The following is a 24,347-nucleotide window of genomic DNA, read 5'->3' as shown; positions in this document are numbered from 1 at the left end:
ATTTACGGATGCTGGCTATCCTGTCCGCGATAACGGGGTAGGCTTACCCCGTCCGGACAGGGGGAACCATGCGGGTCACGTTTTCCGCCGTCGCACGCTGCGCGGCCATGGTGCTGGCAATCTCGGCCGGGGTTCCGGCGGGGGCGCAGCCAGCCCCTCCCCCCATTTCCGCCTATGCCCACCCCGCCAACATGTCCAGCCCGTCCCTGTCGCCGGACGGGGAGCACGTGGCCTACCTGACCCCTTGGCAGGGCCGCCAGACCATCGTCATCCGCAAGGTGAAGCCCGGTCCCGGGGACAAGCCGTCCTTCGTCGCCCCCGGCGACGCGGAGATCAAGGGGATCACCTGGGCCAACCCGGAGCGGCTGGTCGCGCGGGTGGAAGAGGTGGAAAAGATCATGGGCCCCAGCCGCAGCATTCCCTGGCGGAACCGGGGCTATTTCGCGTTCAACCGCGACGGCACGGAGATGGTGCGGTTGAAGGTGGACCAGATCGTCGATTTCGTCGACGAGCAGACCATCCTGGGGACCCGTGACGGGGACGTGGTCCGCCTGGACATCTATCGCAACCGGTGGGAGCGGGTCGCTGGCGGCACGGACCGGCGGATCGGCTTCATCCCCGACCCGTCCGGCCAGGTGCGGGTGGCGGTCGATTACAGCGACCGTACCCAGACCAGGACCTACCTGTACCGGCAGAAGCCCGGCGACTCGTTCGACGTGCTGTGGAAGGATGAGAAGAACGACGGCTTCTTCGATATCCTCGGCTTCTCCGCCGACCCGGACGTGGTCTATGTCGCCTCGAACCATGAGGGCGACCTGATCGCCACCTATGCCTTCGACCTGCGCAGCAAGACGTTCGGGGAGAAAGTGGCGTCCCACCCCCGCTATGACGTGCGGGAAGCCCATGTGGTGAAGGGGCGCGTGGTGGCCTTCGACTGGACGGACGACCTGCCCGCCCGCCGCTGGATCGACCCGGCCATGCAGCGGCTCCAGGACGCCCTGGACAAGGCCGTCCCCGACAGCCGGGAGATCATCGTCGACCAGACCAAGGACGGCAGGTTCACGCTGGTGGCGAGCTACAGCCCGCTGGAACCCCTGTCCTACAAGCTGTTCGACCGGCAGACCAAGGAGTTCAGCCTGTTCGGCGACACCTTCCCGAAGATTCCCCAGGCCGTCCTGACCCCGCGCAAGGCGGTGACCTACAAGGCGCGGGACGGGCTGGAGATCACCGGCTACCTGACCCTGCCGCCGGGGCGGGAACCGCGGTCCCTGCCCTTCATCCTGATGCCCCATGGCGGCCCGATCTCCCGCGACGACCTGTCCTTCGACCTGCACGCCCAGTTCCTGGCGAGCCGTGGCTACGCCGTGTTCCAACCCAACTTCCGGGGTTCCTACGGCTACGGCACCCGCTTCGAGGTCGCCGGCCGGGGGAATGGGGCGGCAAGATGCAGGACGACCTGAATGACGGCCTGGCCTGGGCCGTGGAGCAGGGCATCGCCGACCCCAAGCGCGTCTGCATCGTCGGCTGGAGCTACGGCGGCTACGCGGCCCTGGTGGGGGCGATGCGCGACCCCGGCCTGTTCCGCTGCGCCATCGCCACCGCACCGGTGGCCAACCTGGTGCGGCTGTACAACGAGTTGGAATGGAGCTTCTTCAAGAACCTGAACCGCGACGTCTATTTCGAGCAGGACAGGGGCCGGCTGAGGAAGGCATCGCCCTATCACATGGCCGACATGTTGGGCATCCCGCTGCTGATGGTCCACGGCGACCGCGACGCCCAGGCCTATGTCCAGCACAGCCGCGACATGGCCGACGCCCTGAAAAGCGCGGGCAAGCCCTTCGAGTACCTGGAGATCGAGGACATGGACCATTCGGCCCGCACGGAGGCCGAGCACACCAAGGTGCTGGAGGCCTGGGACAAGTTCCTGAAGACCCACCTGCCCCCTTGAGGGAGCCTGCCCCGCCCCGCCGAGGGGACTCGCCCGGACCGGATCGGCGGCTATTTCGATGTTCCAGGATGGTGCCGCTTGGTTTAATCCATGTGGTGCCATTTCCACGAACGAGACGAAAAGAAGGGGAGCGGGAATGCGTTTGGGAAAGTTTGCGGCGGGCCTGTTCGTGATGGGGCTCGTCGCCGCGGGGACGTTGGCCAGTGGGGCAGCCGGGGCGCAGCCGGCACCGCCGCCCGTCTCGGCCTATGCCGCGCCGCTGGGCGGGGAGGTGCGGCAGCTGTCCCTGTCACCGGACGGGACGCATGTGGCCTTCGTCACCATGCTGAACGGCAAGATGGTGACGGTGATCAACAAGCTGCAGCCGGCCCCCGGGGACAAGGCCCAGATCTTCCCGCCGCCGGACGGCGCCACCACCCGCTGGGTGGAGTGGATGAACAATGAGCGCCTGCTGGTGGGCGTCGGCACCGTCGAGATGGTCAACGGCCCTACCCGCCGCCTGCCCCAGCGCTACCAGACGATCCTTGCGGTGAACAAGGATGGCAGCAAGCCCATGAAGCTGCGTGCCCGCGCGATCCTCCAGTACGTGGACGATCGGACCGTGCTGGCCGTGCGGGCCGACGACGACCCGTTCGCCGCTCCCGAGATCGTGCGGATGGATGTCTACACCAACGACTACAAGGTGATGCAGGCCGCCAAGCAGGGCCAGATCAGTTTCCTGCCCGACCCCACCGGCAAGATCCGCGTCGCCTCCGACTACAATGACGGCAAGCGCGAGGGGCGGGTGCTGATCCGCGAGAAGCCCGAGGACAGCTTCCAGACACTGCGTACCTTCAAGGACACCGACCCGGTGTTCGAGATGCTGGGTTTCTCCCCCGACGACCCGGACATGGTCTATGTCGCGTCCGGGCATGAGGGGGACAAGGCGGCCGTCTACACCTTCAGCCTGAAGACCCGCGACTTCGTCCAGAAGGTCGCCTCCGACCCCCGGTTCGACGTGGCCGGCGCCATCGTCCGGCGCGGCCGGGTGCTGGGGATCACCTGGACGGATGACATGGATACCATCCGCTGGCTGGACCCGGAGAAGCAGAAGCTGCAAGAGGCGCTGGACAAGGCGATCCCGGACAGCCGCGAGCTGATCGTGGACTGGACGAATGACGGCCGCTTCACCCTGGTGCGGAGCATCAGCCCCAACGAGCCGAACGTTTACCGCCTGTTCGACCGGGACACCAAGCAGTTCACCTTCTTCGCCGACACCTACCCCAACATCCCGCCGGAGGCGCTGGGCACCCGCAAGCTGGTGACCTACAAGGCCCGGGACGGCAAGGACATCGACGCGTACCTGACCCTGCCGCCGGGGCGCGAGCCGAAGAACCTGCCGCTGATCCTGCTGCCCCATGGCGGCCCCATCGCCCGGGACGACCTTGGCTTCGAGGTCCACTCCCAGTTCCTGGCCAGCCGCGGCTATGCCGTGCTGCAACCGAACTTCCGCGCCTCCGCCGGCTATGGCCACGCCTTCGTGCTGGCCGGCAAGGGGAGTGGGGCGGCAAGATGCAGGACGACCTGAACGACGGCGTGAAATGGGCGGCCGACCAGGGCATCGCCGACGCCAAGCGGGTCTGCGTCCTGGGCTGGAGCTATGGCGGATACGCCGCCCTGATGGGGGCGGCTCGGGACAGCAACCTGTTCCGCTGCGCCGTCGCCACCGCGCCCGTGGCCAACATCCCGCGCCTGTATGACGAGATCGGCTGGAGCGCCTTCAAGAACACGGCCCGGGGCAACTTTTTCAATGACAACGACCCGGAGGGCCTGAAGCGCAGTTCCCCCTACCACCGGGCCGACGGGGTGAACATCCCGCTGCTGATCATCCACGGGGACAAGGACGTGCAGGCCTTCGTCCAGCACAGCCGCGACATGATCGACGCGTTGAAGAAGTCCAACAAGAATTTCGAGTACATCGAGATCCCCAACATGGACCACGCCCCCTCGACCATGCAGGAACACCTGCAAATCCTGACGGCGTGGGAGAAGTTCCTGAAAGTGCATCTGCCGGCCAGTTGAGCCGGCATCACCGGCCGGCGGCCCTGCCCGGGTTGCCGGCCTGTGCTACCCCACCGGCGCGTGCCCGCCCCGCTTCCGGGCACGCGCCGCGCCCGGCGGCCGGGTGCATGATCCCCCGACATGACAGGGGGAGGATTCGATGGCCGGTGTTCTGCGGGGGTTGCTGGTGGCGGGCGTGGCGGTGCTGGGGATGGCGGCACCCGCCTGGGCGGATGAGGTGGAGGACGCGGCCAAGGAGGCCCTGGACCTTTACAAGAAGGGCGACCTCGGCGGGGCGGCGGGCCAGCTCGACTATGCCGCCCAGCTGATCCGCCAGCAGAAAGCGGCCGGGATCGAGAAGCTGCTGCCCGCGGCCCCCGCCGGCTGGACGGCGGAGAAGGGGGAGAGCCAGGCCGCCGCGGCCGCCCTGTTCGGCGGCGGGGTGACCGCCGAGCGGCGCTACACCAAGGGCGACGCCGACATGACGCTGAGCATCGTCACCGACAGCCCCATGTTGCAGGGGATGGCCGCCATGTTCACGAACCCGGCGGTGATGGCCAGCAGCGGTGCCAAACTGGAGAAGGTGGGCGGCCAGAAGGCCTTCCTGCAATATGACGCCGAGGCCAGGAGCGGCGAGGCCACCATGATCGTGGACAACCGGATGATGGTCACCGTCCGCGGCAACGGCGCCACGCGGGAGGAGATCCTGGGCCTGCTGGCCGCCTTGGACGTGGCCAGGCTGGCGAAGGCCTGACGCGCCCCTCAGGCGCCGGCGCCGCATCCGCGGCCTGGCTCACGCCCGCATGGGCGGGCGCGGCGGCAGTCGCCGCCGGAGCGTGTTTACGGTTTCCGTAAACACGCCCTAACCCGCCTTCTTCTTGGCCACCTTGGCCTCCGCCGCGGCCGGGTCGTCCAGCACGGCCAGCAGGGCGGTGCGGATGTCGGACAGCTTGCGGGCGTGGGTGACCTTCAGGCCGAAGACGTCCTTCACATAGAAGACGTCCACCGCCAGGCTGCCATAGGTGCTGATCTTGGCGGAGGCGATCTGCAGGTTCTGCTGGGTGAGCGCCCGGGTCAGGTCATAGAGCAGGCCCGGCCGGTCACGGCCGTTGACCTCCACCACCGTGTGGGCGCCGGACAGGGTGTTGTCCACCAGCACCCGCGGCGGCACGCGGAACACGCGGGTGCGGCCGGTGATGGTGGGCCTGCGCCGCGCCAGCTCGTCCGTCAGGCGCACGCCGCCCTCCAGCGTGTTGCGCACCAGGGCGGCCAGCCGGGCCCGCTTGTCCGCGCTGTCGAAGGCGCCCCCACCGGCGGCGGTGACGGTGAAGACGTCCAGGGCCATGCCGTTGGCCATGGTGAAGATGCGGGCGTCGGCGATGTCCGCCCCGGCCAGGGCCAAGGCCCCGGCGAGGCGGGAGAACAGGCCGGGATGGTCGGGGGTATAGACGGTCACCTCCGTCACCCCGCGGCCCTTGTCCAGCCGCGTGTCCAGGGTCAGGGGCGCATGCTCCCGCTCCGCCTCCCGGATCAGCCGGGCCTGGTGGGCCAGGGTCTGGGTATCGAAGGCCAGCCAATAGGAGGGGTAGCCGCGGGCCAGGTGGGCCTCCATGTCCGCCGCCGGCCAATCGGACAGCAGGGCCGCCAGCTCGGCCCGCGCGGCCTGGACGCGGCCGTCCGTCGCCTCCTGCTCCACCCGGCCGGACATGCGTTCCTCCGCCCGGCGGTAGAGCTGGCGCAGCAGGGTGGCCTTCCAGCCGTTCCAGCGGCCGGGGCCCACGGCGCGGATGTCCGCCACCGTCAGGCAGAGCAGCAGCTTCAGCCGTTCCGGGCTCTGCACCAGGTCGGTGAAGGCCTTGATGGTCTGCTCGTCATCCAGGTCGCGCTTGAAGGCGGTGTTGGACATGGCCAGGTGCCAGCGCACCAGCCAGGCCACCGTCTCCGTCTCCTCCTCCGTCATGCCCAGGCGGGGGCACAGCTTCTCCGCCACCTTGGCGCCCAGGATGGAATGGTCGCCGCCGCGGCCCTTGGCGATGTCGTGGCAGAGCATGGCCGCATAGAGGGCGCGGCGGGAGTTGACGGTGTGGATCACCTCCGACGCCAGCGGCACCTCGTCCTTCAGCTCCCCCGTCTCCACCCGGTGCAGGATGCCGATGGCGAACAGGGTGTGCTCGTCCACCGTGAAGTGGTGGTACATGTCGAACTGCATCATGCCGACGATGCGGCCGAAATCCGGGACGAAGCGGCCCAGGACCCCCGCCTCGCTCATCCGCCGCAGGGCCAGCTCCGGGTCCTTGCGGCTGGTCAGGATCTCCAGGAACAGCCGGTTGGCCTCCGGGTCCTGGCGCAGCTTCGGCCCCGCGGCGGACAGGGCCCGGGTGATGGCGCGCAGCGCGTTGGGGTGGATGTCCAGGTCGTGCGCCTGGGCCACGTGGAACAGCCGGATCAAATCCACCGGCTTTTCCCGGAAATGGGTGGTGCCGCGCACGTTCAGGCGGCCCGCCTCCAGGCTGAACCCCTCCAGCTCCGCCCGGCCGAAGGCCCGGCGCAGGAAGGCGAAGCGGGGCGCGCGGCGGCTTTCCTGCTCCAGCGTGGCGCAGAGGATGCGGGTCAGGTCGCCCACGTCCTTTGCCACCATGAAGTAGTGCTTCATGAACCGCTCCACGTCGGAGCTGCCGGCATGGTTGGTGTAGCCCAGCCGCCGGGCCATCTCCGCCTGGACGTCGAAGGTCAGCCGGTCCTCCTGCCGCCCCGTCAGGTAGTGGAGCTGGCAACGGGTGGTCCAGAGGAACAGCTGCGCCTTGGCGAAGCGCTGCGCCTCCTCCGCCAGCAGCACGCCCTTGGCCACCAACTCGGGCACCGCCTCTACCTGGTAGGCGTATTTGGCGATCCAGAACAGGGTCTGAAGGTCGCGCAGGCCGCCCTTGCCCTCCTTCACGTTGGGTTCCAGCACATAGCGGCTGTCGCCCACCTTGCGGTGGCGCACGTCCCGCTCCGCCAGCTTGGCCTCGATGAAGGCGTTGGCGCTGCTGGCCACCACCTCCTTGGCGAAGCGCTTGCGCAGCTCGATGAACAGCCGCGGCTCCCCCCACAGGTACCGCGCCTCCAGCAGGCTGGTGCGGATGGTCATGTCGCCGTCGGCCTGGCGGATGCAGTCATCCACCGAGCGCACGGCGTGGCCCACCTTCCAGCCCAGGTCCCAGAGCAGGTAGAGCATGTATTCCACGACCTGCTCCACCCGCGGCGTGCGCTTGTAGGGCAGCAGGAACAGCAGGTCCACGTCGGAATAGGGCGCCATCTCTGCCCGGCCGTAGCCGCCGGTGGCGACGATGGCCAGCTTTTCCGCCTTGGTGGGCGCGGCCACGGGGAAGACGTGGCCCAGGGTGAAGTCCGCCAGGGCCTGGACGATGGCGTCGGTCAGGGCCGCCGTCTCCTCCACGCAGGCGTCGCCGCGGTGGGAGGATTCGAACCGGGCGCGGATGCCCTGGCGCCCTTCCTCCAGCATCGCCTTGAGGGTGGCCAGCACGGGGCCGCGGATGCTTTCTGCCGGCACCGGGTCCTTGCCCCGGCCCCCCTTCAGCAAGGCATCCAGCCGCTGCCCGATCCCCGCTCGGGTGGGCAGGTCGGCAGGCGGGGCGACGGGGGTGGCGATGGTGTCGGGCATGGCGGGCGGTCCGGGGGTAAGCCTGCCCGACAATATGCCACGAAAGAAGCGGAGGCGCGTGTGTATTGCCGGGCCCCCGGACATCTGGCGCTCCTTCGGCCCGTTCACAGGGGCGTGACCGGGCCTCGTTCGGGTTCCATGTCGTCGGCCGCTGATCGTTGCCGATCAACGACCCCCTCAGACGCTGGGCGCCCGCATCCGCGGGCTTGGCTTACGCGGGCACGTGCCCGCGGGCCGGCGGTCGCCGGTCTCCAGCCGCATCCGCCGCCGCCGGGGCGTTCCGCCCTAGCCTGCAAGCAAGGGCAGCCGCGCTTCCCGCGCCAGGCGCTTGGCGTTGGCACTGGCCGCCTTGTGGATGGGGGCAAGGCCCAGGCCCCCCAGCCGGCTGGCCGCCAGGAACATGTGGTTGCAGGCCGTCTCCGCCGCGTTCAGGCTGGCCTCGGCGAAGCGGGTCTGGATGTCGGCGGCCTTGGTCGCGTCGGTGGTGAACAGCAGCTTCATCCAGGCTTCCTCCGCCGCTTCCCATTGGCGGGAGCCCCAGTCCCACAGCCCGTCCTGCACCACGCGCATGCCCTCGGCCATGGCCAGGTTGGCGTTGGTGGCGGCCTGGAGCTTTTCCCAGACCATGGTGCGGAATTCCGGGTCGCTGGCCGTCTTGGGATCGGCCATCACGCCGGCCAGCCGGGTCATGCGCAGCCCGATCACCACCTGGGCGGCCCAGGCCGTTTCCCCCAGCACCAGCGCGGTTGCCGCCAGTTCCCCCCAGACCTGGGCCGAGCGGGCCCCGTCCATCGTCGCCTTGCGGGCCATGAGATGCCTCCAACCGTGATCCACCGCCGGACCAACAGGTAGCACCTTCTCATGTTGCGGTGCAAACTTATGCTGCACTGCAATATAACTGCGGCAGGGGGCCGCGGGTGTCAGGCGTCGAAGGATTGGCCGGAGACATCCTGGTAAGCGCTGAGGATGCGCACCACCTCGATCCCGTCCGGTGATGGCCGGTAGAAGACGACGTAGGTGCCATGAGGGAAGGAGCGCAGGTCCAAGCCCAACTCCGGGCGGCGCCGGCCGATGTCCGGCTTCCTGGCGTAGAGCGCCAGCTTCTTGTCGATCTCTTTCAGCAGCTTGTCGGCGGCCCGCGGACTGTCGCCCGCGATATAGCCCCACACCGCCAGCAGGTCGGCCTTGGCAAGGTTCGATCGTCTGACCCGCTTGCCCGCCATGCAAGTCCCGCTTGTTAAAGCCGGCCTTCCTTCCTCAGCCGGTGTGCTTCTTGGATAATCTCCTGCATGTTGAGGTCTTCGAAGCCGCTGTCAATGCCTTCTTGTATGTCGCGGCGCAGCGCTTCCAGCTTTTCCCGCTCGGTGCGCTCCTTGGACTCCAGCAACCGCAACGCCTCCCGCACCACCTCGCTGGCGGAGGTATAAAGCCCCGTCTCCACCTTGCGGCGGACGAACTCCTCAAGCTGGGGGGTGAGGGAGACGTTCATGGCGGGGCTCCGGGGCGGCAATGTCAGGCTTTGACATAATCTGACATCATCCCCCGCCCCGTTCAACGGCCGAGCGCGTCCAACGCCTGCCGCAGGTCCGCCACCAGGTCGGCCGGGTCCTCCAGCCCCACGGACAGGCGCAGGGTCGCCGGGCTGATGCCCAGGGTGGCGCGTTCCGCGTCGGTCAGGCGCTGGTGGGTTGTCGTGGCGGGGTGGGTGATCAGGCTTTTGCTGTCGCCCAGGTTGTTGGAGATGGTGATGACCTTCAGGGCGTTCTCCACCGCGAAGGCCGCCGCCTTGCCCTGGCCTTCCGGCGCCTTCACGTCGAAGCAGACCAGGGTGCTGCCGGCCAGCATCTGCCGCTGGGCCAGCTCATGCTGCGGGTGGCTGGGCAGGCCGGGGTAGAGGACGCGGGCCACCGCCGGGTGGGCCTCCAGCGCCTGGGCCACGGCCAGGGCGCTGGCCGTCTGGGCGCGGACGCGCAGTTCCAGTGTCTCCATCCCCTTGAGCAGGACCCAGGCGTTGAACGGGCTGATGGTGGGGCCGGTGTGGCGCAGGTAGGGGCTGAGCTTGGCCGCCACCTCGTTGTTGCACAGGATGGCGCCGCCCAGGCAGCGGCCCTGGCCGTCGATGTGCTTGGTGGCGGAATAGACCACCACGTCCACGCCGAAACGCTTGGGCTTCTGCAAGACCGGCGTGCCGAAGACGTTGTCCACCACCACCAGGGCGCCGGCCTTGTGGGCCAGGGCCGTCACATGCTCCAGATCCACCAGGTCCAGGCAGGGGTTGCTGGGCGTCTCCAGGAACACCAGGGTGGCCGGCTTGGACAGGGCGGCCTCCCATTCCTCCGGCTTCGTGCCGTCCACCAGCACCGTCTCCACCCCGAAGCGGGGGGCGATGTCGTTGACGACGTAGAGGCAGGAGCCGAACAGGGCCCGGCTGGCGACGATCCGGTCCCCCGCCTTCAGCAGCCCCATCACCGCCCCGTGGACGGCCGCCATGCCCGAGGCGGTGGCGAAGCAGCGCTCATACCCCTCGTACGTGGCCAGCCGGTCCTCGAACATGGCCACAGTGGGGTTGCGGAACCGGCTGTAGACGAAGCGCACCCCTTCGTTGGCGAAGGCGTGCTCCGCCTCCTCCGCCGTGCCGTAGACGAAGCCGGAGGTCAGGTACAGCGCCTCGCTGGTCTCGTCGAAGCCGCTGCGGCGGGTGCCGGCATGGACCAGCAGGGTCTGGGGGGAGAGGGGGAGGTCGTCCGCGTGCTCTGCCATCATGTCCTCGGGTGCGCCTGTCTGCCCGACCGGTGGATCGAGGCGCGCAACCCGCGGGAAGCATCCCGGCATCGACGGCTTCGACCTTTTAGCGGCTTCTTTAGCGTGGCCCGCAATCCGGTCTGCAAATCGCCACGTACCGCGTCCTTTCAACGCCCAAGCGCCCCGCCTGTCAACCCGACCCGGGCACAATGCCGCGATGTCCCATGGTCTGGGCTGTTCGGGCAGTCGGCGGCCGCTTCCTTCGGGTTGCCAGCCACGCGCCTTCCGTGCTAGGCCCGCGCGTCCCGAGAACCAACCAGTGACGACCCCCAGGAGCGCACCCCATGTCCGATGAGACCAACGGCACCAACGAGGCCGAGAACGAGCAGCGGGGCGGCTCCCCCATCATCGTCAACGTCCAGTACGTGAAGGACCAGTCCTTCGAGAACCCCAACGCGCCGCAGAGCCTGCTGGCCGGCAACGGGGCCCCGAAGATCGACCTGCAGGTGGACGTGCAGGGCCGCCCCCTGGGCGACAACGTGGCCGAGGTGCAGCTGTCCTTCCGGGCGGAGGCCACCCAGGGCGACCGCACCGCCTTCATCGCCGAGCTGGTCTATTGCGGCGTCTTCACCATGGCCCCGCTGCCGGCCGACCAGCAGCGCGCCCTGCTGCTGATCGAGGGGCCGCGCCTGCTGTTCCCCTTCGCCCGGCAGATCCTGGCCGACATGACCCAGCAGGGCGGCTTCCCGCCGCTGATGCTGCAGCCCATCGACTTCGTCGACCTGTACCGCCGCCAGCTGATGTCCGCCCAGGGCGACGACATGGCCGAGCCCCAAGGTACGGCCTGACCCCTCCCTTCCCCTCTCCTTGGGGCAGGGCTATCGCATATGGCGCTCGACCCGCTTCCGCCCGGCAAACATCGAACTCTGCTGGGTGCGTTTCGGGCAGAATCGCTACTCGAAGAGCGGTTCCAAATGCACGGAACGTACTTGGGATTTTCATATGCGATAGCCCTGCTCCTTGGGGAGAGGGTGGCGCGATAGCGCCGGGTGAGGGAGGTGGGTGTAGGGACCGACCATCGGCCTGCTCCCGGTACCCCCTCACCCCAACCCTCTCCCCGGCGGGGAGAGGGGGTACGTTTCGGTGCTCCCACCTCCCTCACCCGTCCCGGCCTGGCGGCCGGTCTACCCTCTCCCCCGGGAGAGGGAACGGGGTCACCCCTCCCCCTCCCCACCCCGGCGGACCATTCGGCCACGCGGGCCAGGTGGGCGTAGTCGGTGTAGCGGGGGGCCCAGCCGGGGCGGGGTTGGCTGCGGTAGGGGGTGGCTGGGTCGTCGAACAGGGCGACCAGGGCGGCCAAGCCGTCACGGGCCTCTGCCGCCAGGGCGGAGGGGTCTTCCTTCGACAGGTCGTGGACTTTGCCCGCCGGGTCGCCGCCGCTGAGCTGCCAGAACTCCAGCGCCCCCACCTTCGCCGCGGGCACGTTCTCGAAGCCGCCGGCCTCCGCGATCAGGGCTTCCAGCGGCAACTGCGGCGCCTTGCCCAGCCGCACCTCCTTGGCGCTGGGGGTGTGCCGGTCTTGTAGTCCAGGATGGACAGCCGCCCGTCCGGCAGCCGGTCCAGCCGGTCGGCCTTGGCGGTCAGGGTGAAGGGGCCGGCGGGGCCGTCGATCACCAGCTGGCCCTTCACCTCCGTGGCCAGCGGCATGACCTTGGCGGCGCGGCGCTGTTCCTCCAGCGCCAGGAACCAGTCCGCCACCTTCTCGAACCGCGGCCACCAGAAGGCGTAGACGCCGGGTTGGTCCAGCAGCGGGCCGAACGCGTCCCGCCCGCAGGCCAGTAGTTCCTGGCGGGCATTGGGCGGCATCTTTTCGGGGAACTTGCGGACGAAGGCGTCCAGGGCGGCGTGCAGCACCTGCCCCCGCTCCGCTGCCCCGGGGTCGGCGTCGATGGGGTCCAGCGCCGACAGGCCCAGCACATGCCGGGCATAGACGGCATAGGGGTCGCGCATCCAGGCTTCCACCTGCGTCACCGACAGGCGGCGGGGCCGGGCGGAGACGGGCGGCGTGGGGGCCGGCGCCGGGCAGGGGCGCACCGCCTCCGGCCAATCCAGGGCCCGTTGCAGGGCCAGCCATTCCCCCGCCTCTGCCGTCAGGGCGGGCAGGCGGCGAGCCTTGTCCAGCACCGTGTCCAGGCGCAGCAGCCAGCGGGACGGCACGGTGGGCGTGCCCTCCACCCGCTCGCTCCGGGTTAGCACCACCAGCGGCGCCCCGGCAGCCTGGGCGAAGTCATGGGCGGTCTGGCCCACCTGCCGTTCCGGCGCCGGCAGCCCGAAGGCTTGGCGCATGGGGCGGCTCATCCACGGGTCGGCGGGCGGGGCGGGCGGCCAGGTACCCTCGTTTAGCCCGCCCAGCACCATCACGTCGAACTGCTGCAACCGGGCTTCCAGCAGGCCCAGGATGTGCAGGCGGGGGTGCAGGCCGAAGCTGGGACGCACCACCTGCCCGCCCAGCAGCACCTCCAGCATGCCGGCATAGTTGGTGCCGGACAAGGCGGGGAAGCCCTCCGCCGCGTCCTTGGCCTCGCGCAGGAAGCGGGCCGCCGCCTCCCCGTCGTCGCCGGCCCAGAGGCGCAGGGCGCCGTGTTCCTTGTCGGTGCCGGCCAGGGCCTCTGCCGCGGTGCCGTGCAGTTCCACCCAATCGGCCAGGGGCCGGTCTTCCCCCGCATGGCCTCCAGCAAGGGGCCCAACCGCCCGGCCAGCCCATCCAGGAAGGAAAGCAGCTCCTCCCGCTCCCCATGGGTGGCGAAGGCGCGGTGCTCCGCCGTGGTGACGGCGTGGCGCAGCCCTTCCAGCCCGGCGGGCGGCCGGGGGCCGCGGAAGATGGCGCGTTCCAGGGCGCGGGCATGGCGGCGGAACCGGGTGGTCTCCAGGCCCCCGCCGCCAGCGGGTGCTTCAACAGGGACAGCCAGCGCACCGGTGACGGGTCCACCGCCGTGTCCGCCAGCAGGCGCAGGAAGCTGCCCACCGGGGTGGCGGACAGGGGCCGGCCGGCGCTGTCGTCCACCTCCACCCCCCAGCGGCGCAGCTCCATGGCCACGCGCCGGGCCAGGTCACGGTCGGGGGTGACCAGGGCCGCCGTCTGGCGCGGCGTCTCCAGCACCTGGCGCAGGATCAGGGCGATGGTGCCGGCTTCTTCCTGCGGGGTGGGGGCATCGACGCGCATCAGCCCGTCCAGCGCGTCGTCGGGCAGGCTGTCCAGGTCGCGCCAGGCCTCTGTCGTGTCGGCGGGGCGTAGCGCCTCCGCCAGCAGCCACCCGCGGCTGGCGGGGCTGCAGGGCACCACGTCGGCGGGCACCGGCCAGGGCCGCACCTCCTCCCGCCGCACGCCCAGCCGGTCCAGCAGGGACTTCAGGCCGAATTGCGGGTGGGCGGGGTCCAGCGCCTCCCAGCTCAGCGCGTCCATGTCCTGGTCCAGGCCGGGCAGCACCACCGCCCCCCGGGGCAGCCGGGCGATGACCGCCAGCAGGTCGGCCGTGGCGGGGATGGAGCCGGTCGAGCCCGCGGCGATCACCGGGCCGGCGGGCGGGTCCGCCTGGAACGCCTGTGCCAGCGCGGCCAGCCGCGCGTTGCGGTCGGCGGCGGGGTCCACGCAGCCTTCCGCCGCCAGCATGGCGGGCCAGTGCTCCGTGACGATGGTCAGGAACCTCAGGGTCTTTTGCCAGTGCTCGGCATAGTCCTCCGGCACCAGGTCCGTCAGCCGGGCGAAATCCAGCCCCTCCGTCTGCACCTGGTCGATCAGCTTGCCCAGCTCCTTCGCCAGCCGGGCGGCCTGGGGGATGGTGGCGGTGAAGTCCGGCACCTGGGTCACCAGCCGGGTCAGCAGCAACTGCCGCCGCAGCGGGCTGATGGCGGGGGCCAGGTCCAGCCCGCCGGCACTGCCCGCCAGCCCTTCCAGCCGCAGGGACAGCTCATCCTCATCCACGTCGTTGAGGGAGGAGATGCGCGGCAGCAGGGTCACCTGCCCCTCCGACCGGCGCAGGAAGGCCTCCCGCAGGGACCGTTTGGCGCGGGCGGTGGGCAGCAGGATGGTGGCCTGGCTGAGGGCCAGCGGGTCCGTCCCCACCTGGTCCAGCACGCCGGCGGCCAGGGCGTCCACGAAGGGCAGGGAGGGCGGCAGGGTGAACAGGTTCGGCTGGGGCACGGGGCGGGGCCTGAAGCGACGGGGACGGCCCCAGCCTGCCCGGCCCGGGGGGCGAGGTCAAACCCCGGCAGCGTGGGGCGGACCCGGGCCTTGGTCACAGCGACATGAATTTATCACCAGCTCTCGTACCACGCGCAGCTTTCAGCCATCTTGCGCCCCTTGCCGGTTGCACTATGCTGGCTTCCATCGAACGGGTTAAGCCGATGGGGGAGGAAAGCGTGGCGGTGCGGGTAGGACGATCCTTGGCGTGGCTGCTGCCCCTGTCGGCCTTGGCCCTGTCCGGCTGCGGGTCCCCCGCCATCGTCGGCGCGCCGAAGCCGTTGCAGACGGCGGATGAGGTGCTGCAATCGGTCCAGCCCTACCTGGCGCCGGACGTGGTGAAGACCTGGCAGGGGCTGCCCACGGACCAGCAACCCAGTTACCGCGACCAGGTGGTCTATGCCCGCATCGCCGCCGTGGATGCCCGGTTCAAGCAGTTCCTGGCCGGCCTGGGGGTGGAGACGAAGAATTTCGCCATCGGCAGCGACTTGGCGGTGATCGGGCTGAACACCGCGTCCGTCCTGTCGGGGACGGAGACGGCGAAGGACGTGTTCAGCGGCCTGTCCGGCGCCCTGCTGGGCGCGCGCAGCTCCATCGACAAGAACGCCTTCTACGACCAGACCGTGCCGGCCCTGGTCACCCAGATGGTGGCCAGCCGCCGCGCCACCCTGGCCGGGATCATGACCAAGCTCCAGTCGCCCAACTACTCCCTGCTGGAGGCGCTGGTGGACCTGGAAGCCTATGAGTTCGCGGGCAGCTTCGCCGGCGCCCTGCAACAGATCAGCCAGAAGGCCGGCGCCCAGTACCAGACCGCCGACGCCCAGATCCAGGCCCTGGCGGATACCCGGTTCCAGGCGGTGGACGTGGCCCCGGCCCAGGTGCAGGCCCGCGGCACCCTGTTGCAGCAGATCCAGGCCCTGACCGACACCCAGGCCGTCACGGCGGCCCAGCAGGCGGCGCAGATCTCCGGCTTCGCCACCACGGCGCAGCAGGCGGCGCAGATGGGGCTGTCGCCAACCAGCGGCGACAATGCCCGCCGGCTGCTGCGGCTTTTCCTGACCGACGCCACCGGCAGCAGCGGCCTGCTGGCCCAGCTCCAGGCCACCGTTACCGCCGCCACCCAACAGTGAGGGGGGACCACCCCATGACCGACACGACCGCCGCCCCGGACACCCTGGCCGTCAGCAAGACCGTGACCGTGGAAGGGTCCGCCGCCGAGGCGGACGTGCAGGCCCAGGCCCAGCAGTTCCGGGACATGGGCTGGCAGAGCGTCACCGTCACCGCACCCAAGCCGCCGTCCCAGCCGGACTGGACGATCCAGCTGACGGGATTTTCTTGATCGCGCGGCCCTTGCCAAACCGCGCGGCGGCTGCTTGGCTGGCGGCCATCGTCCCGACTGCCAAGGCAGCACCCCCCCGATGCCCCTGATCCTCGTCACCGGCTTCGAGCCGTTCCTGGGCCATGCCCGCAACCCCAGCGCCCTGATCGCGGAAGGTTTGGACGGGACCGAGGTGGCGGGGGCCCGGGTCACCGGCCTGCGCCTGCCGGTCACCTATGCCGGGGCGGCGCCGCGGCTGCTGGACGCGCTGGAGCGGCTGCAGCCCGACGCGCTGCTGATGTTCGGCCTGGCCTATGAGACGGACGCCATCCGGCCGGAACGGCTGGCCCTGAACCTGGACGATGCCGCGGCCGCCGACAATGACGGCGTGGCCCGCCGCAACCGGCCCATCGACCCGGACGGCCCCATGGGGTACTGGTCCACCCTGCCCCTGGACGCCATCGCCGACCGGCTGGAGGCGGAGGGGTATGCCGTGAAGCCCAGCCGGGACGCCGGCGGCTATATCTGCAACCACCTGTTCTTCCAGGCCCGGCACTGGCTGGAGCGGAAAGGGCACCCGGTCCCCGCCGGCTTCATCCACGTCCCACCCCTGCCGGACGGCATCAAGCCGGAGGATGCGGGCCGCCGCACGGGCATGGGGCTGGACCGGCAACTGGCGGCGGCGCGGGTGATCGTCGGGTGGTGTCGGAAGGGCTGGCGGTCGGCTGAAGGCCCGAAGGCCTTGGTGGGGGCCTCCGTTTTTTGGGGTGTTCCAGAAGACACGGATGGACACGGATAATGTCCGGATTGGCACGGATGGTCGCGTGTCAGCACCGGGGCGCGATCTTGGAGTACGGATCGTTGCGCGGCTTTGCCGCGCTCTGATTTCCTTATCCGTGAAAATCCGGAAACCATCCGCGTCATCCGTGTCGATAGCCGCGACGCTGGGGAGTTCCGAAGGACCGGGTGCGGCGAAAGGTTCCCGGCATCCCGCGGGATTTTCCCCCTTCTGCCGGGGTTGGTGCGGGGTTACCCTGCCGTCCCGCCCCTCCTCGGTGCCCAGCCTCCCCCATGCAGGTCTATCTCCCGATCGCCGAGCTTTCGGTGAATGCCCTCCTGATCCTGGGGCTGGGCGGGGGCGTCGGCTTCCTGTCCGGCCTGTTCGGCGTGGGCGGCGGCTTCCTGATGACGCCGCTGCTGATCTTCATCGGCGTGCCGCCCGCCGTGGCGGTGGGCACCCAGGCGAACCAGCTGGTGGGCGCCAGCGTGTCCGGCGTGCTGGCCCACTGGCGACGCAACAATGTGGACGTGAGGCTGGGCGGGGTGATGCTGGTGGGGGGCGTGCTGGGCACCGGGCTGGGGGTCTGGCTGTTCGGCCTGTTCCAGCAACTGGGCCACATCGACCTGGTGATCTCCCTTTCCTACGTCTTCTTCCTGGGCACGGTCAGCGGGCTGATGCTGTGGGAGAGCATCCGCACCATGCTGCGCGGCCGGGCCAAGGCCGTGGCCCCGCGCAAGCTGCACCACCACACCTGGCTGCACGGCCTGCCCTTCAAGATGCGCTTCCCGCGGTCGCGGCTGTACATCTCCGCCCTGCTGCCGGCGGGGATCGGCTTCGTCGGCGGCATCCTGGTGGCCATCATGGGCATCGGCGGCGGCTTCCTGCTGGTGCCGGCCATGATCTACATCCTGGGCATGCCCACCGGGCTGGTGGCGGGCACGTCCCTGTTCCAGATCATCTTCTCCACCGGGATGGCCGCCTTCCTCCAGGCCGCCACGAACCAGACGGTGGACATCGTGCTGGCCATGCTGCTGCTGGTGGGCGGGGTGATCGGCGCCCAGTTCGGCACCCGGGCCGGCGCCCGGCTGCGGGGTGAGCAGGCCCGCGCCCTGCTGGCCCTGATGGTCATGGCCGTGGCGGTGAAGCTGGCCGTGGACCTGATCGTCCGGCCGGAGGACCTGTTCTCCATCACCCGGCCGGGGATGCCATGACCGCGGCGCCCAAGGCGGCCCGCCGGCGCCTTGCCCTGCCGGCCTTCCTGGCCTGTGTCCTGTTGGCGGCGGCCTGCTTCTGGCTGGCGGCCCGGCAGGCCTGGGCCCAGTCCCTGGTGGCCGACCTGTCCAGCCATCTGGTGGCCATCACCACGGGCTTCATCGGCACCGACGTGGTGCTGTTCGGCGCCGTGGACGGGGCGGGCGACGTGGCCGTGGTGGTGCAGGGGCCGGAGGCGGAGGTCACCGTCCGCCAGAAGGAACGGATCGTCGGCATCTGGGTGAACAACGAGGACATCACCTTCGACCGGGTCCCCGCCTATTACGGCCTGGCCACCAGCCGCCCGCTGGAGGCGGACGTGCCCCCCGCCGTGTTGCAACGGCATGAGATCGGGCTGGACCATCTGCGCCTGGTCCCCCGCGGCAGCGCCAGCGCCGAGCGGGTGGCGGAGTTCCGGGCCGCCCTGATCCGCAACAAACAGCGCCAGGGCCTGTACAGCACCGAGGCGGAGGAGGTGTCCTTCCTGGGCCAGCGCCTGTTCCGTACCCGCATCCATTTCCCGGCCAACGTGCCCACCGGCACCTACACGGCCAGCGTCTACCTGATCCGCGACGGGGACGTGGTCAGTGCCCAGACGACCCCGCTGCTGGTCAGCAAGGTGGGCTTTTCCGCCAGCGTGTTCGAGTTCGCCAAGCGAGACAGCATCTGGTACGCCCTGTTGGGCATCGCCCTTGCCGTCTCCGCCGGCTGGCTGGCCGGCGCGATCTTCCGCAAGTCCTGACGCCAACCGTATCCCGGGGGAGGCCGCCATGCCGAACGAGACCCACCAGCGCATCTTCCTGGTCGTCGTCGACGAGTCGGAGGAGATGACCGTGGCCCTGCACTACGCCGCCCGCCGGGCCCGCAACACCGGCGGGCGGGTGGCGCTGCTGCACGTGATCGAGCCGGGCGAGCTGCAGCAATGGGGCGCCATCGAGGAGTTGATGAAGGCCGAGCAGCGGGAGGAGGCGGAGCAGCTCCTGCAGAAGCTGGCGGCGGAGGTGGTCGCCATCTCCGGCAACGTGCCGGCCCTCTATATCCGGGAGGGCAACCGGTCGGAACAGCTCCTGGCCCTGATCCAGGAGGAGCCGAGCATCTCCATCCTCGTCCTGGCCGCCGGCACGGGCCGGGGCGGGCCGGGGCCGCTGATCAGCTATGTGGTGGGGCAGATGTCGGGGTCCTTGCGCATCCCCGTCACCATCGTGCCGGGCAACCTGTCCGACCCGCAGCTTGACGCGATCACGTGAGCCCAGGGTTGGCTTGATAGCTTCAACAGTACTAACCGCCCTGCCCGTCATCTCCGCTTTCGCGGGGATCACGGGATGTTGGCGTCATGCGGTGAACCCTGGAGGCGCGTTGGCCACGATGGGGGCCTCCCCTCCGGGCCCGACGGATACTTCACGTCTGCACCGCCCCCGGAACAATCCGATACCGGACTGATCCCCGCCCGGTCGGGTAATACCAAGCGCATGAGTTTTTGACTCATGCGCTTGGAGGCCGGCGACCGCCGGCCCGCGGGCCCATGCCCGCGTGAGCCAAGCCGCCGGATGGCGGCGCCCGGCGCCTGAGGGGCCGTTGATCGGTCACGATCAACGGCGGCTGGTATAAATCCTGGCTTGTGACATTCCCCGGCGTGACAAGAAAAGGGTGCGTCGCTCCCGAATTGCCAGCTCATGTCGTTTGGTTAACGATCCCTTAAGGCGGACGACGCGCCGCCAGGGGGTAATGAAGTTGGGGAGCAGAGAATGGGTTCCTGGTACGGCAAGGCCGGCAACGACGTCCGCGACGGCTCCGCCTATGGCGACATCATGTGGGGCCGGGGTGGTGACGACATCCTGCGCGGCCACGGCGGCGCCGACACCCTGTACGGGGAGGCCGGCAACGACCGGCTGGAAGGCGGCAGCGGCAATGACAGGCTGTTCGGGGGCGACGGGGACGACATCCTGCTGGGCGGCGACGGCGATGACCGCCTGTCCGGCGGCAGCGGCCTGAACCGGCTGGAAGGCGGGAACGGCAACGACACCTATGTGCTGCCGACCCTGGCCTATGACCCCGACGTGCAGACCGCCACCCGCATCGTGGAGACCGCCGGCGGCGGCATCGACACGGTGGAATACAATGGCGGGGACGAGTTCTTCCTGGCCGACGGGCTGAACGTGGAGAACATCACCATGCGCCAGGCCGGCTGGGTCCGGGGCGACAGCCTGGCCAATGAGATCCGGGGCTCGGCGGCTGCTGACCTGGTGGAAGGCGGGGCCGGGAATGACCGGCTGTTCGGCAATGCCGGCGCGGACGAGCTGTACGGCGGCGACGGCAACGACCATCTGAACGGCGGCGCGGGCAGCGACCTGCTGTTCGGCGGTGAGGGGGCCGACACCTTCTGGCTGTTCAACGCCGCCGACAGCACCGGCGACGCGCCGGACCTGGTCATCGACTTCGACGCCGCGGCCGGCGACAGGATCGGCCTGGGCGCATTCGACGGCAATGCCGGGCTGGAGGGGGTCCAGCGGCTGTCCTTCGCCGGGGCGGGCGAGGTGGCCGCCGTGGGCGAGCTGCGCACCTTCCAGGACGCCCAGGGCACCTGGCTGTTCGGCAACACCGGCGGCGACACGACGCCGGAACTGGTGGTCCTGCTGGCCGGGTCGGTGACCCTGTCGGCTGGCGACTTCGTGTACGCGTAAGGCTGGAGTTCCGGGCGGCGCCATCGACACGGACGGCACGGACACGCCACGGACGACACGGACACGGGTGGAGCGCGCAGCGCGGCGAGCCCCTGCGCGACAAGCGACCGGCCGGGGTGGCAGCAACCGGTCCGTGGCCGTCCGTGGAAAGTCCGTGTCGTCCGTGTTGATGGATCAACCCGCTACCCCCTTGCCCAGCGACTTTCCATCAAGCAAAGTTCGCCTTCTGTTCCCCTGATCCCGGGAGGCGATCCTGGTTACCGTTCCCTTGCCCGTCACCCTGCCCCAGGCCCTGGCCTTCCGCCTGGGGCGGCAGCATCTGGCCAGCCCGGCGGCGGACCCGCTGACGGCGGCGCGGACCCTGCTGGGGGCGCAGGCGCAGGTCCATTCGGCGGCGGTGCTCCAGCTCCGGGCCCGCACGGGGGCCTGCGGGGACGGGGAGATGGACCGGCTGCTCTACCAGGACCGGTCCCTGGTGAAGCTGTGGGCCCAGCGTTCCACCCTGCACCTGACGCCACGGGACGATTTGGGCCTGATGCTGGCCTTCCGCCGGCTGTATGTCGGCAATTACCACCGCTGGTATGAGGCTGAGGGCCTGACCCCGGACCAGGTGGAGCGGCTGGTGGCCGCCGTGGCGGAGGCCCTGGCCACCCACGGGCCGCACAGCCGCATGGACCTGTCGCGCCGGCTGGTCCCGGTCCTGGGCGAATGGGCCCGGCCCATGCTGGAACATAGCTGGGGCGGCATCATCAAGCTGGCCTGCGCCCTGGGCCATGTCTGCCACGGCCCCGCCAAGGGCGGGGAGGAGGGGGAGCGGGAGGCGATGTTCGTCCACCTGCCCGCCTGGGCGGGCGCGCCCATGTCCCTGGAGCCCCGCGCCGCCATGGCCGGCCTGCTGCGCCGCTACCTGCACGCCTTCGGCCCGGCCACCCCGGCCGACTTCCGCAAATTCACCGGGATCGCAGCTGAGCCCGTGCGCCAGGCCTTCGCCGACTTGGGCCCGGAGCTGCTGCCCGTCAGCTTGGCCGGAAAGGCCGCCTTCGCCCTGGCGGCGGACGAAGCCGCCCTGCGTGACGCCGCCCCGGCGGAGGGGCACCTGGCCGTGCTTCCCTTGTTCGACCCCTACCTGCTGTCCCACACCGACACGGGCCAGTACCTGGAGGACCGCCACCGCCCGGCGGTCTACCGCACGGCCGGCTGGATCAGCGCCGTGGTGCTGCGCCAGGGCCATGTGGTCGCCACCTGGACCCATCGCCGCACGGCCAAGGGCTGGGCCGTCAGCTTGGCGCCCCTGTCCAAGGTCTACAAAAAGGAGCTGCCCACCATCACCCGGCGGCTGCGCCATTTGGCGGGAGGCGCGCCGGTGGTGCTTGAGTCCCCGGCATGAAATTCCGATAAGCTGATCAATACTAGGGCCGATATGATTTTTATCAATGCTTCGGGCCTGCGGGTTTGGGATGATGGGTGCAATCCCTTCCATCCGGCCCGGAGTCCCGCGCCATGCGGCTTGCCCCCAAGCTCCTTGCCCCCATCGTCGCCCTATCCCTTGTGGCGGCAGGCCTCGTCGCCATCGGCTTCACCACCCTGCATCGGACCGAGGAAGCCTCCCATCGGGTCATCCTCGCGGAGCGCATGCAGCTTGAGGTGTCGGAGGTGCGGGCGCTGAGCCGCGCTGTCCAACGTGACGCGCTGAACACCACGCTGGAGCCGCCGGCGGACCGCCAAGCCTTCGCCGACCGCGTGCGAAAGCGGGCGGATGAGATGCTGCGCCGATCCGAGACGGTGCTCAGCATGCTGGGTAGCGGGGCGGCCGCGGCCGGCATGGCGGATTTCGTCACCTTGCAGAAGGGCGTGGCGACGGAGGTCCGGACCGTCGTCGACCTGGCCCTGGCCGGAAAGGACCAGGAGGCCCTGGCCCATTTCCGCGCCGCGGTGCGCCCGGCGGAGCGCACGGCGTCCAAGCTGACCGACGGCTTCATCGACCGCCAGGCCGAGGAGGTCAAGCGGCTGGAGGCAGAGGAGGAGGCGGTGCGCCGCACCGCCGATTGGGTGCTGATCCTGACCGGCTGCATCGGCGTGCTGTCGGCCCTGGCCGGGGCGGCGGCGGCCGTGATGCTGGGCGTGGTGCGTCCCCTGTCCATCCTGACCGCCGCCACGGGGCGGGTGGCCGCCGGGGAGCTGGACACCCCCGTCCCCGGCACCGGCCGCACGGACGAGTTGGGCGGGCTGGCCCGCGCGTTGGAGGTGTTCCGCGGCCAAGCCCGCGACAAGCGTCGGCTGGAGGCGGAGGCGGCGGAGAACGCCGCCCGGGCGGAGGCGCAGAAGCACGCCGCCCTGGAGGCGATGGCCGCCACGGTGGAGCGGGAGACGCGCCTCGCCGTGGACCAAGTGGCCGCCCGCACGGAGGAAATGGCGGGGCATGCCCGTTCCATGGCCGGGTCGGCCGGGCTGGTGGCCCAGAACAGCCAGGGTGTCGCCGCGGCGGCCGAGCAGGCCCTGCACAATGCGGAGACGGTGGCCTCCGCATCGGAGGAGCTGGCCGCCTCCATCCGGGAAATCTCGGCCCAGGTCAGCCATGCCGGGGAGGTGAGCCGCGCCGCGGTGGAACGGGGCGTGGCGGCGGAAGCCATCATCGGCTCCCTGTCGGAAGCCGTCGCCCGCATCGGCGACGTGGCCGTGCTGATCGGGGAGGTGGCGAGCCAGACCAACCTGCTGGCCCTGAACGCCACCATCGAGGCCGCCCGGGCGGGTGAGGCCGGGAAGGGCTTTGCCGTCGTGGCGGGGGAGGTGAAGGGCTTGGCCAGCCAGACCGCCCGGTCCACGGAGGAGATCACCCGGCAGATCCAGGAGGTCCAGGCCGCCACCCGCCACGCGGTGGAGGCGGTGGCTTCCATCGGCGTGGCCGTGCGGGACATGGACCAGGTGTCCGGCGCCATCGCCGCCGCCATCGAGGAACAAGGGGCCGCCACGCAGGAGATCAGCCGCAACGTCACGCAGGCCGCCGAAGCGGCGCGGGAGGTCTCCGCCCGCATCGCCGAAGTCTCTGCCGAGGCTGGCACGTCCGGTGACCGGGCCGGCACTGTCCAGGCCGCCGCCTCCGACATTGCCCACGGCATCACCGACCTGCGCACCATGCTGGTCAGGGTGGTACGGACCTCCATCGCCGACGTGGACCGCCGCGCCGCGCCGCGGGTGGCCCTGGCGCGCCCCTGTGTGGTGGATGTGGCGGGCCGGCAGGTAGAGGGGACCCTGGCCGACCTGTCCGCCGGGGGTGCCTGCATCAGCCTGGATGAACCCCTGCCCGTGGGCACGCGCGGCAGCCTGTCCATCCCGGGGCTGGCCGTGTCCCCAGCCTTCACCGTGCTGGAAGCGGACGCCAGGGGCCTGCATGTCCGCTTCGACGGCCTGTCGCCCGCCCACCGCTCCGCCCTGGAAACCCTGCTGCGCCAAGCGGCCTGAAAAGCGAACGGCCCGCCCGGGTTTCCCCGGCGGGCCGTCGCGGTCTGCCCTGGTGCCTGGGCTCATGCCAAGCCCATGAGTTGTTGCCTCATGCGCTTGGAGGCCGGCGACCGCCGGCCCGCGCCCCCATGGGCGCGCAAGCCAAGCCCGCGGATGCGGGCGCCCGGCGCCTGAGGGAACACGAACAAGGCCGGCGACCGCCGGCCCGCGCCCCCATGGGCGC

The 24,347-nt window shown here is 70.3% G+C and carries 20 protein-coding genes, 1 pseudogene and 1 riboswitch; of the genes and pseudogenes, 14 read left to right on the top strand and 7 right to left on the bottom strand.

What is annotated here, in order from left to right; translation table 11 throughout:
• The first annotated feature begins 68 nt into the window (after positions 1–68).
• The 4 genes and pseudogenes from HHL28_RS16695 to HHL28_RS16675 all read left to right on the top strand — a co-directional run bounded on the left by HHL28_RS16695 (position 69) and on the right by HHL28_RS16675 (position 4,742).
• Positions 69–1,948, top strand: a pseudogene (locus HHL28_RS16695) (alpha/beta hydrolase family protein).
• Between the two features lie 136 nt (positions 1,949–2,084).
• On the top strand, positions 2,085–3,515 hold the full coding sequence (locus tag HHL28_RS16685) for an alpha/beta hydrolase family protein (protein WP_169655518.1): 1,431 nt from the start codon (positions 2,085–2,087) through the stop codon (positions 3,513–3,515).
• Complete coding sequence (locus tag HHL28_RS16680) at positions 3,500–4,009, top strand: alpha/beta hydrolase family protein (RefSeq protein ID WP_169655516.1); 510 nt, start codon at positions 3,500–3,502, stop codon at positions 4,007–4,009. Before HHL28_RS16685 ends, HHL28_RS16680 begins: the two co-directional genes overlap by 16 nt.
• Positions 4,010–4,148: 139 nt before the next feature.
• A complete protein-coding gene (locus tag HHL28_RS16675; protein ID WP_075771166.1) occupies positions 4,149–4,742 on the top strand; it encodes a hypothetical protein in 594 nt (197 codons plus the stop codon).
• Positions 4,743–4,850: 108 nt separating this feature from the next.
• Here the strand turns inward: HHL28_RS16675 and HHL28_RS16670 are convergent, their stop codons facing one another.
• The 5 genes from HHL28_RS16670 to metZ all read right to left on the bottom strand — a co-directional run bounded on the left by HHL28_RS16670 (position 4,851) and on the right by metZ (position 10,412).
• The gene (locus HHL28_RS16670; RefSeq protein ID WP_075771167.1) at positions 4,851–7,652 is read right to left on the bottom strand and encodes a [protein-PII] uridylyltransferase; all 2,802 of its coding nucleotides are present in this window, start codon (positions 7,650–7,652) and stop codon (positions 4,851–4,853) included.
• A 285-nt stretch (positions 7,653–7,937) separates the two neighbouring features.
• Positions 7,938–8,462, bottom strand: coding sequence for a hypothetical protein (locus HHL28_RS16665; RefSeq protein ID WP_075771168.1), 525 nt, complete (start codon positions 8,460–8,462; stop codon positions 7,938–7,940).
• A 110-nt stretch (positions 8,463–8,572) separates the two neighbouring features.
• Positions 8,573–8,875, bottom strand: coding sequence for a type II toxin-antitoxin system RelE/ParE family toxin (locus tag HHL28_RS16660; protein WP_075771169.1), 303 nt, complete (start codon positions 8,873–8,875; stop codon positions 8,573–8,575).
• A gap of 14 nt (positions 8,876–8,889) precedes the next feature.
• Entirely contained in the window at positions 8,890–9,141 is a 252-nt protein-coding gene (locus tag HHL28_RS16655) for a type II toxin-antitoxin system ParD family antitoxin (RefSeq protein WP_075771170.1), read from the bottom strand.
• Between the two features lie 62 nt (positions 9,142–9,203).
• Positions 9,204–10,412, bottom strand: coding sequence for an O-succinylhomoserine sulfhydrylase (metZ, locus tag HHL28_RS16650; RefSeq protein ID WP_075771183.1), 1,209 nt, complete (start codon positions 10,410–10,412; stop codon positions 9,204–9,206).
• Positions 10,413–10,480: 68 nt separating this feature from the next.
• Positions 10,481–10,558: riboswitch (SAM riboswitch) on the bottom strand.
• 180 nt (positions 10,559–10,738) lie between these two features.
• On the opposite strand from metZ, the gene secB reads away from it, so the two are divergent.
• Positions 10,739–11,242, top strand: coding sequence for a protein-export chaperone SecB (gene secB / locus HHL28_RS16645; RefSeq protein ID WP_075771171.1), 504 nt, complete (start codon positions 10,739–10,741; stop codon positions 11,240–11,242).
• A gap of 661 nt (positions 11,243–11,903) precedes the next feature.
• On the opposite strand, the gene HHL28_RS18950 is transcribed toward secB, so the two are convergent.
• Together HHL28_RS18950 and HHL28_RS18945 are read right to left on the bottom strand one after the other, a co-directional pair.
• A complete protein-coding gene (locus tag HHL28_RS18950; protein ID WP_404326024.1) occupies positions 11,904–12,740 on the bottom strand; it encodes a PD-(D/E)XK nuclease family protein in 837 nt (278 codons plus the stop codon).
• Complete coding sequence (locus tag HHL28_RS18945; RefSeq protein ID WP_404326023.1) at positions 12,682–14,595, bottom strand: PD-(D/E)XK nuclease family protein; 1,914 nt, start codon at positions 14,593–14,595, stop codon at positions 12,682–12,684. Before HHL28_RS18945 ends, HHL28_RS18950 begins: the two co-directional genes overlap by 59 nt.
• A gap of 173 nt (positions 14,596–14,768) precedes the next feature.
• Here HHL28_RS18945 and HHL28_RS16635 point away from each other — a divergent pair, with 173 nt between their 5' ends.
• The 9 genes from HHL28_RS16635 (at position 14,769) to HHL28_RS16595 (ending at position 24,124) form a co-directional block, all read left to right on the top strand.
• Positions 14,769–15,764, top strand: a complete 996-nt coding sequence (locus tag HHL28_RS16635; protein ID WP_169655512.1) for a hypothetical protein — start codon at positions 14,769–14,771, stop codon at positions 15,762–15,764.
• A 14-nt stretch (positions 15,765–15,778) separates the two neighbouring features.
• The gene (locus HHL28_RS16630; protein ID WP_075773631.1) at positions 15,779–15,973 is read left to right on the top strand and encodes a hypothetical protein; all 195 of its coding nucleotides are present in this window, start codon (positions 15,779–15,781) and stop codon (positions 15,971–15,973) included.
• A 79-nt stretch (positions 15,974–16,052) separates the two neighbouring features.
• Positions 16,053–16,751, top strand: a complete 699-nt coding sequence (locus HHL28_RS16625) for a pyroglutamyl-peptidase I (protein ID WP_169655509.1) — start codon at positions 16,053–16,055, stop codon at positions 16,749–16,751.
• A gap of 272 nt (positions 16,752–17,023) precedes the next feature.
• Entirely contained in the window at positions 17,024–17,944 is a 921-nt protein-coding gene (locus HHL28_RS16620; protein WP_075773413.1) for a sulfite exporter TauE/SafE family protein, read from the top strand.
• Positions 17,941–18,726: a TIGR02186 family protein gene (locus HHL28_RS16615; protein ID WP_075773412.1), complete on the top strand. Its 786-nt coding sequence runs from the start codon at positions 17,941–17,943 to the stop codon at positions 18,724–18,726. Before HHL28_RS16620 ends, HHL28_RS16615 begins: the two co-directional genes overlap by 4 nt.
• Before the next feature lie 28 nt (positions 18,727–18,754).
• On the top strand, positions 18,755–19,231 hold the full coding sequence (locus HHL28_RS16610) for a universal stress protein (RefSeq protein ID WP_075773411.1): 477 nt from the start codon (positions 18,755–18,757) through the stop codon (positions 19,229–19,231).
• Positions 19,232–19,729: 498 nt separating this feature from the next.
• Entirely contained in the window at positions 19,730–20,665 is a 936-nt protein-coding gene (locus HHL28_RS16605) for a calcium-binding protein (RefSeq protein ID WP_075773410.1), read from the top strand.
• Positions 20,666–20,933: 268 nt separating this feature from the next.
• Entirely contained in the window at positions 20,934–22,052 is a 1,119-nt protein-coding gene (locus HHL28_RS16600; RefSeq protein WP_075773409.1) for a winged helix DNA-binding domain-containing protein, read from the top strand.
• Positions 22,053–22,165: 113 nt separating this feature from the next.
• Positions 22,166–24,124, top strand: a complete 1,959-nt coding sequence (locus HHL28_RS16595; RefSeq protein WP_404326020.1) for a methyl-accepting chemotaxis protein — start codon at positions 22,166–22,168, stop codon at positions 24,122–24,124.
• Positions 24,125–24,347 lie beyond the last annotated feature (223 nt).

The organism is Aerophototrophica crusticola (assembly GCF_012913305.1).
Classification (GTDB): domain Bacteria; phylum Pseudomonadota; class Alphaproteobacteria; order Azospirillales; family Azospirillaceae; genus Niveispirillum; species Niveispirillum crusticola.
Note: the sequence above shows the minus strand (reverse complement) of the source record. Positions and strands in the feature narration are given on the sequence as shown.

Coding starts and splice junctions, on each gene's coding strand:
- HHL28_RS16685 (WP_169655518.1), top strand. CDS start 2,085: ATGCGTTTGGGAAAGTTTGCGGCGGGCCTGTTCGTGATGGGGCTCGTC.
- HHL28_RS16680 (WP_169655516.1), top strand. CDS start 3,500: ATGCAGGACGACCTGAACGACGGCGTGAAATGGGCGGCCGACCAGGGC.
- HHL28_RS16675 (WP_075771166.1), top strand. CDS start 4,149: ATGGCCGGTGTTCTGCGGGGGTTGCTGGTGGCGGGCGTGGCGGTGCTG.
- HHL28_RS16670 (WP_075771167.1), bottom strand. CDS start 7,652: ATGCCCGACACCATCGCCACCCCCGTCGCCCCGCCTGCCGACCTGCCC.
- HHL28_RS16665 (WP_075771168.1), bottom strand. CDS start 8,462: ATGGCCCGCAAGGCGACGATGGACGGGGCCCGCTCGGCCCAGGTCTGG.
- HHL28_RS16660 (WP_075771169.1), bottom strand. CDS start 8,875: ATGGCGGGCAAGCGGGTCAGACGATCGAACCTTGCCAAGGCCGACCTG.
- HHL28_RS16655 (WP_075771170.1), bottom strand. CDS start 9,141: ATGAACGTCTCCCTCACCCCCCAGCTTGAGGAGTTCGTCCGCCGCAAG.
- metZ (WP_075771183.1), bottom strand. CDS start 10,412: ATGGCAGAGCACGCGGACGACCTCCCCCTCTCCCCCCAGACCCTGCTG.
- secB (WP_075771171.1), top strand. CDS start 10,739: ATGTCCGATGAGACCAACGGCACCAACGAGGCCGAGAACGAGCAGCGG.
- HHL28_RS18950 (WP_404326024.1), bottom strand. CDS start 12,740: ATGCGCCAAGCCTTCGGGCTGCCGGCGCCGGAACGGCAGGTGGGCCAG.
- HHL28_RS16635 (WP_169655512.1), top strand. CDS start 14,769: ATGCTGGCTTCCATCGAACGGGTTAAGCCGATGGGGGAGGAAAGCGTG.
- HHL28_RS16630 (WP_075773631.1), top strand. CDS start 15,779: ATGACCGACACGACCGCCGCCCCGGACACCCTGGCCGTCAGCAAGACC.
- HHL28_RS16625 (WP_169655509.1), top strand. CDS start 16,053: ATGCCCCTGATCCTCGTCACCGGCTTCGAGCCGTTCCTGGGCCATGCC.
- HHL28_RS16620 (WP_075773413.1), top strand. CDS start 17,024: ATGCAGGTCTATCTCCCGATCGCCGAGCTTTCGGTGAATGCCCTCCTG.
- HHL28_RS16615 (WP_075773412.1), top strand. CDS start 17,941: ATGACCGCGGCGCCCAAGGCGGCCCGCCGGCGCCTTGCCCTGCCGGCC.
- HHL28_RS16610 (WP_075773411.1), top strand. CDS start 18,755: ATGCCGAACGAGACCCACCAGCGCATCTTCCTGGTCGTCGTCGACGAG.
- HHL28_RS16605 (WP_075773410.1), top strand. CDS start 19,730: ATGGGTTCCTGGTACGGCAAGGCCGGCAACGACGTCCGCGACGGCTCC.
- HHL28_RS16595 (WP_404326020.1), top strand. CDS start 22,166: ATGCGGCTTGCCCCCAAGCTCCTTGCCCCCATCGTCGCCCTATCCCTT.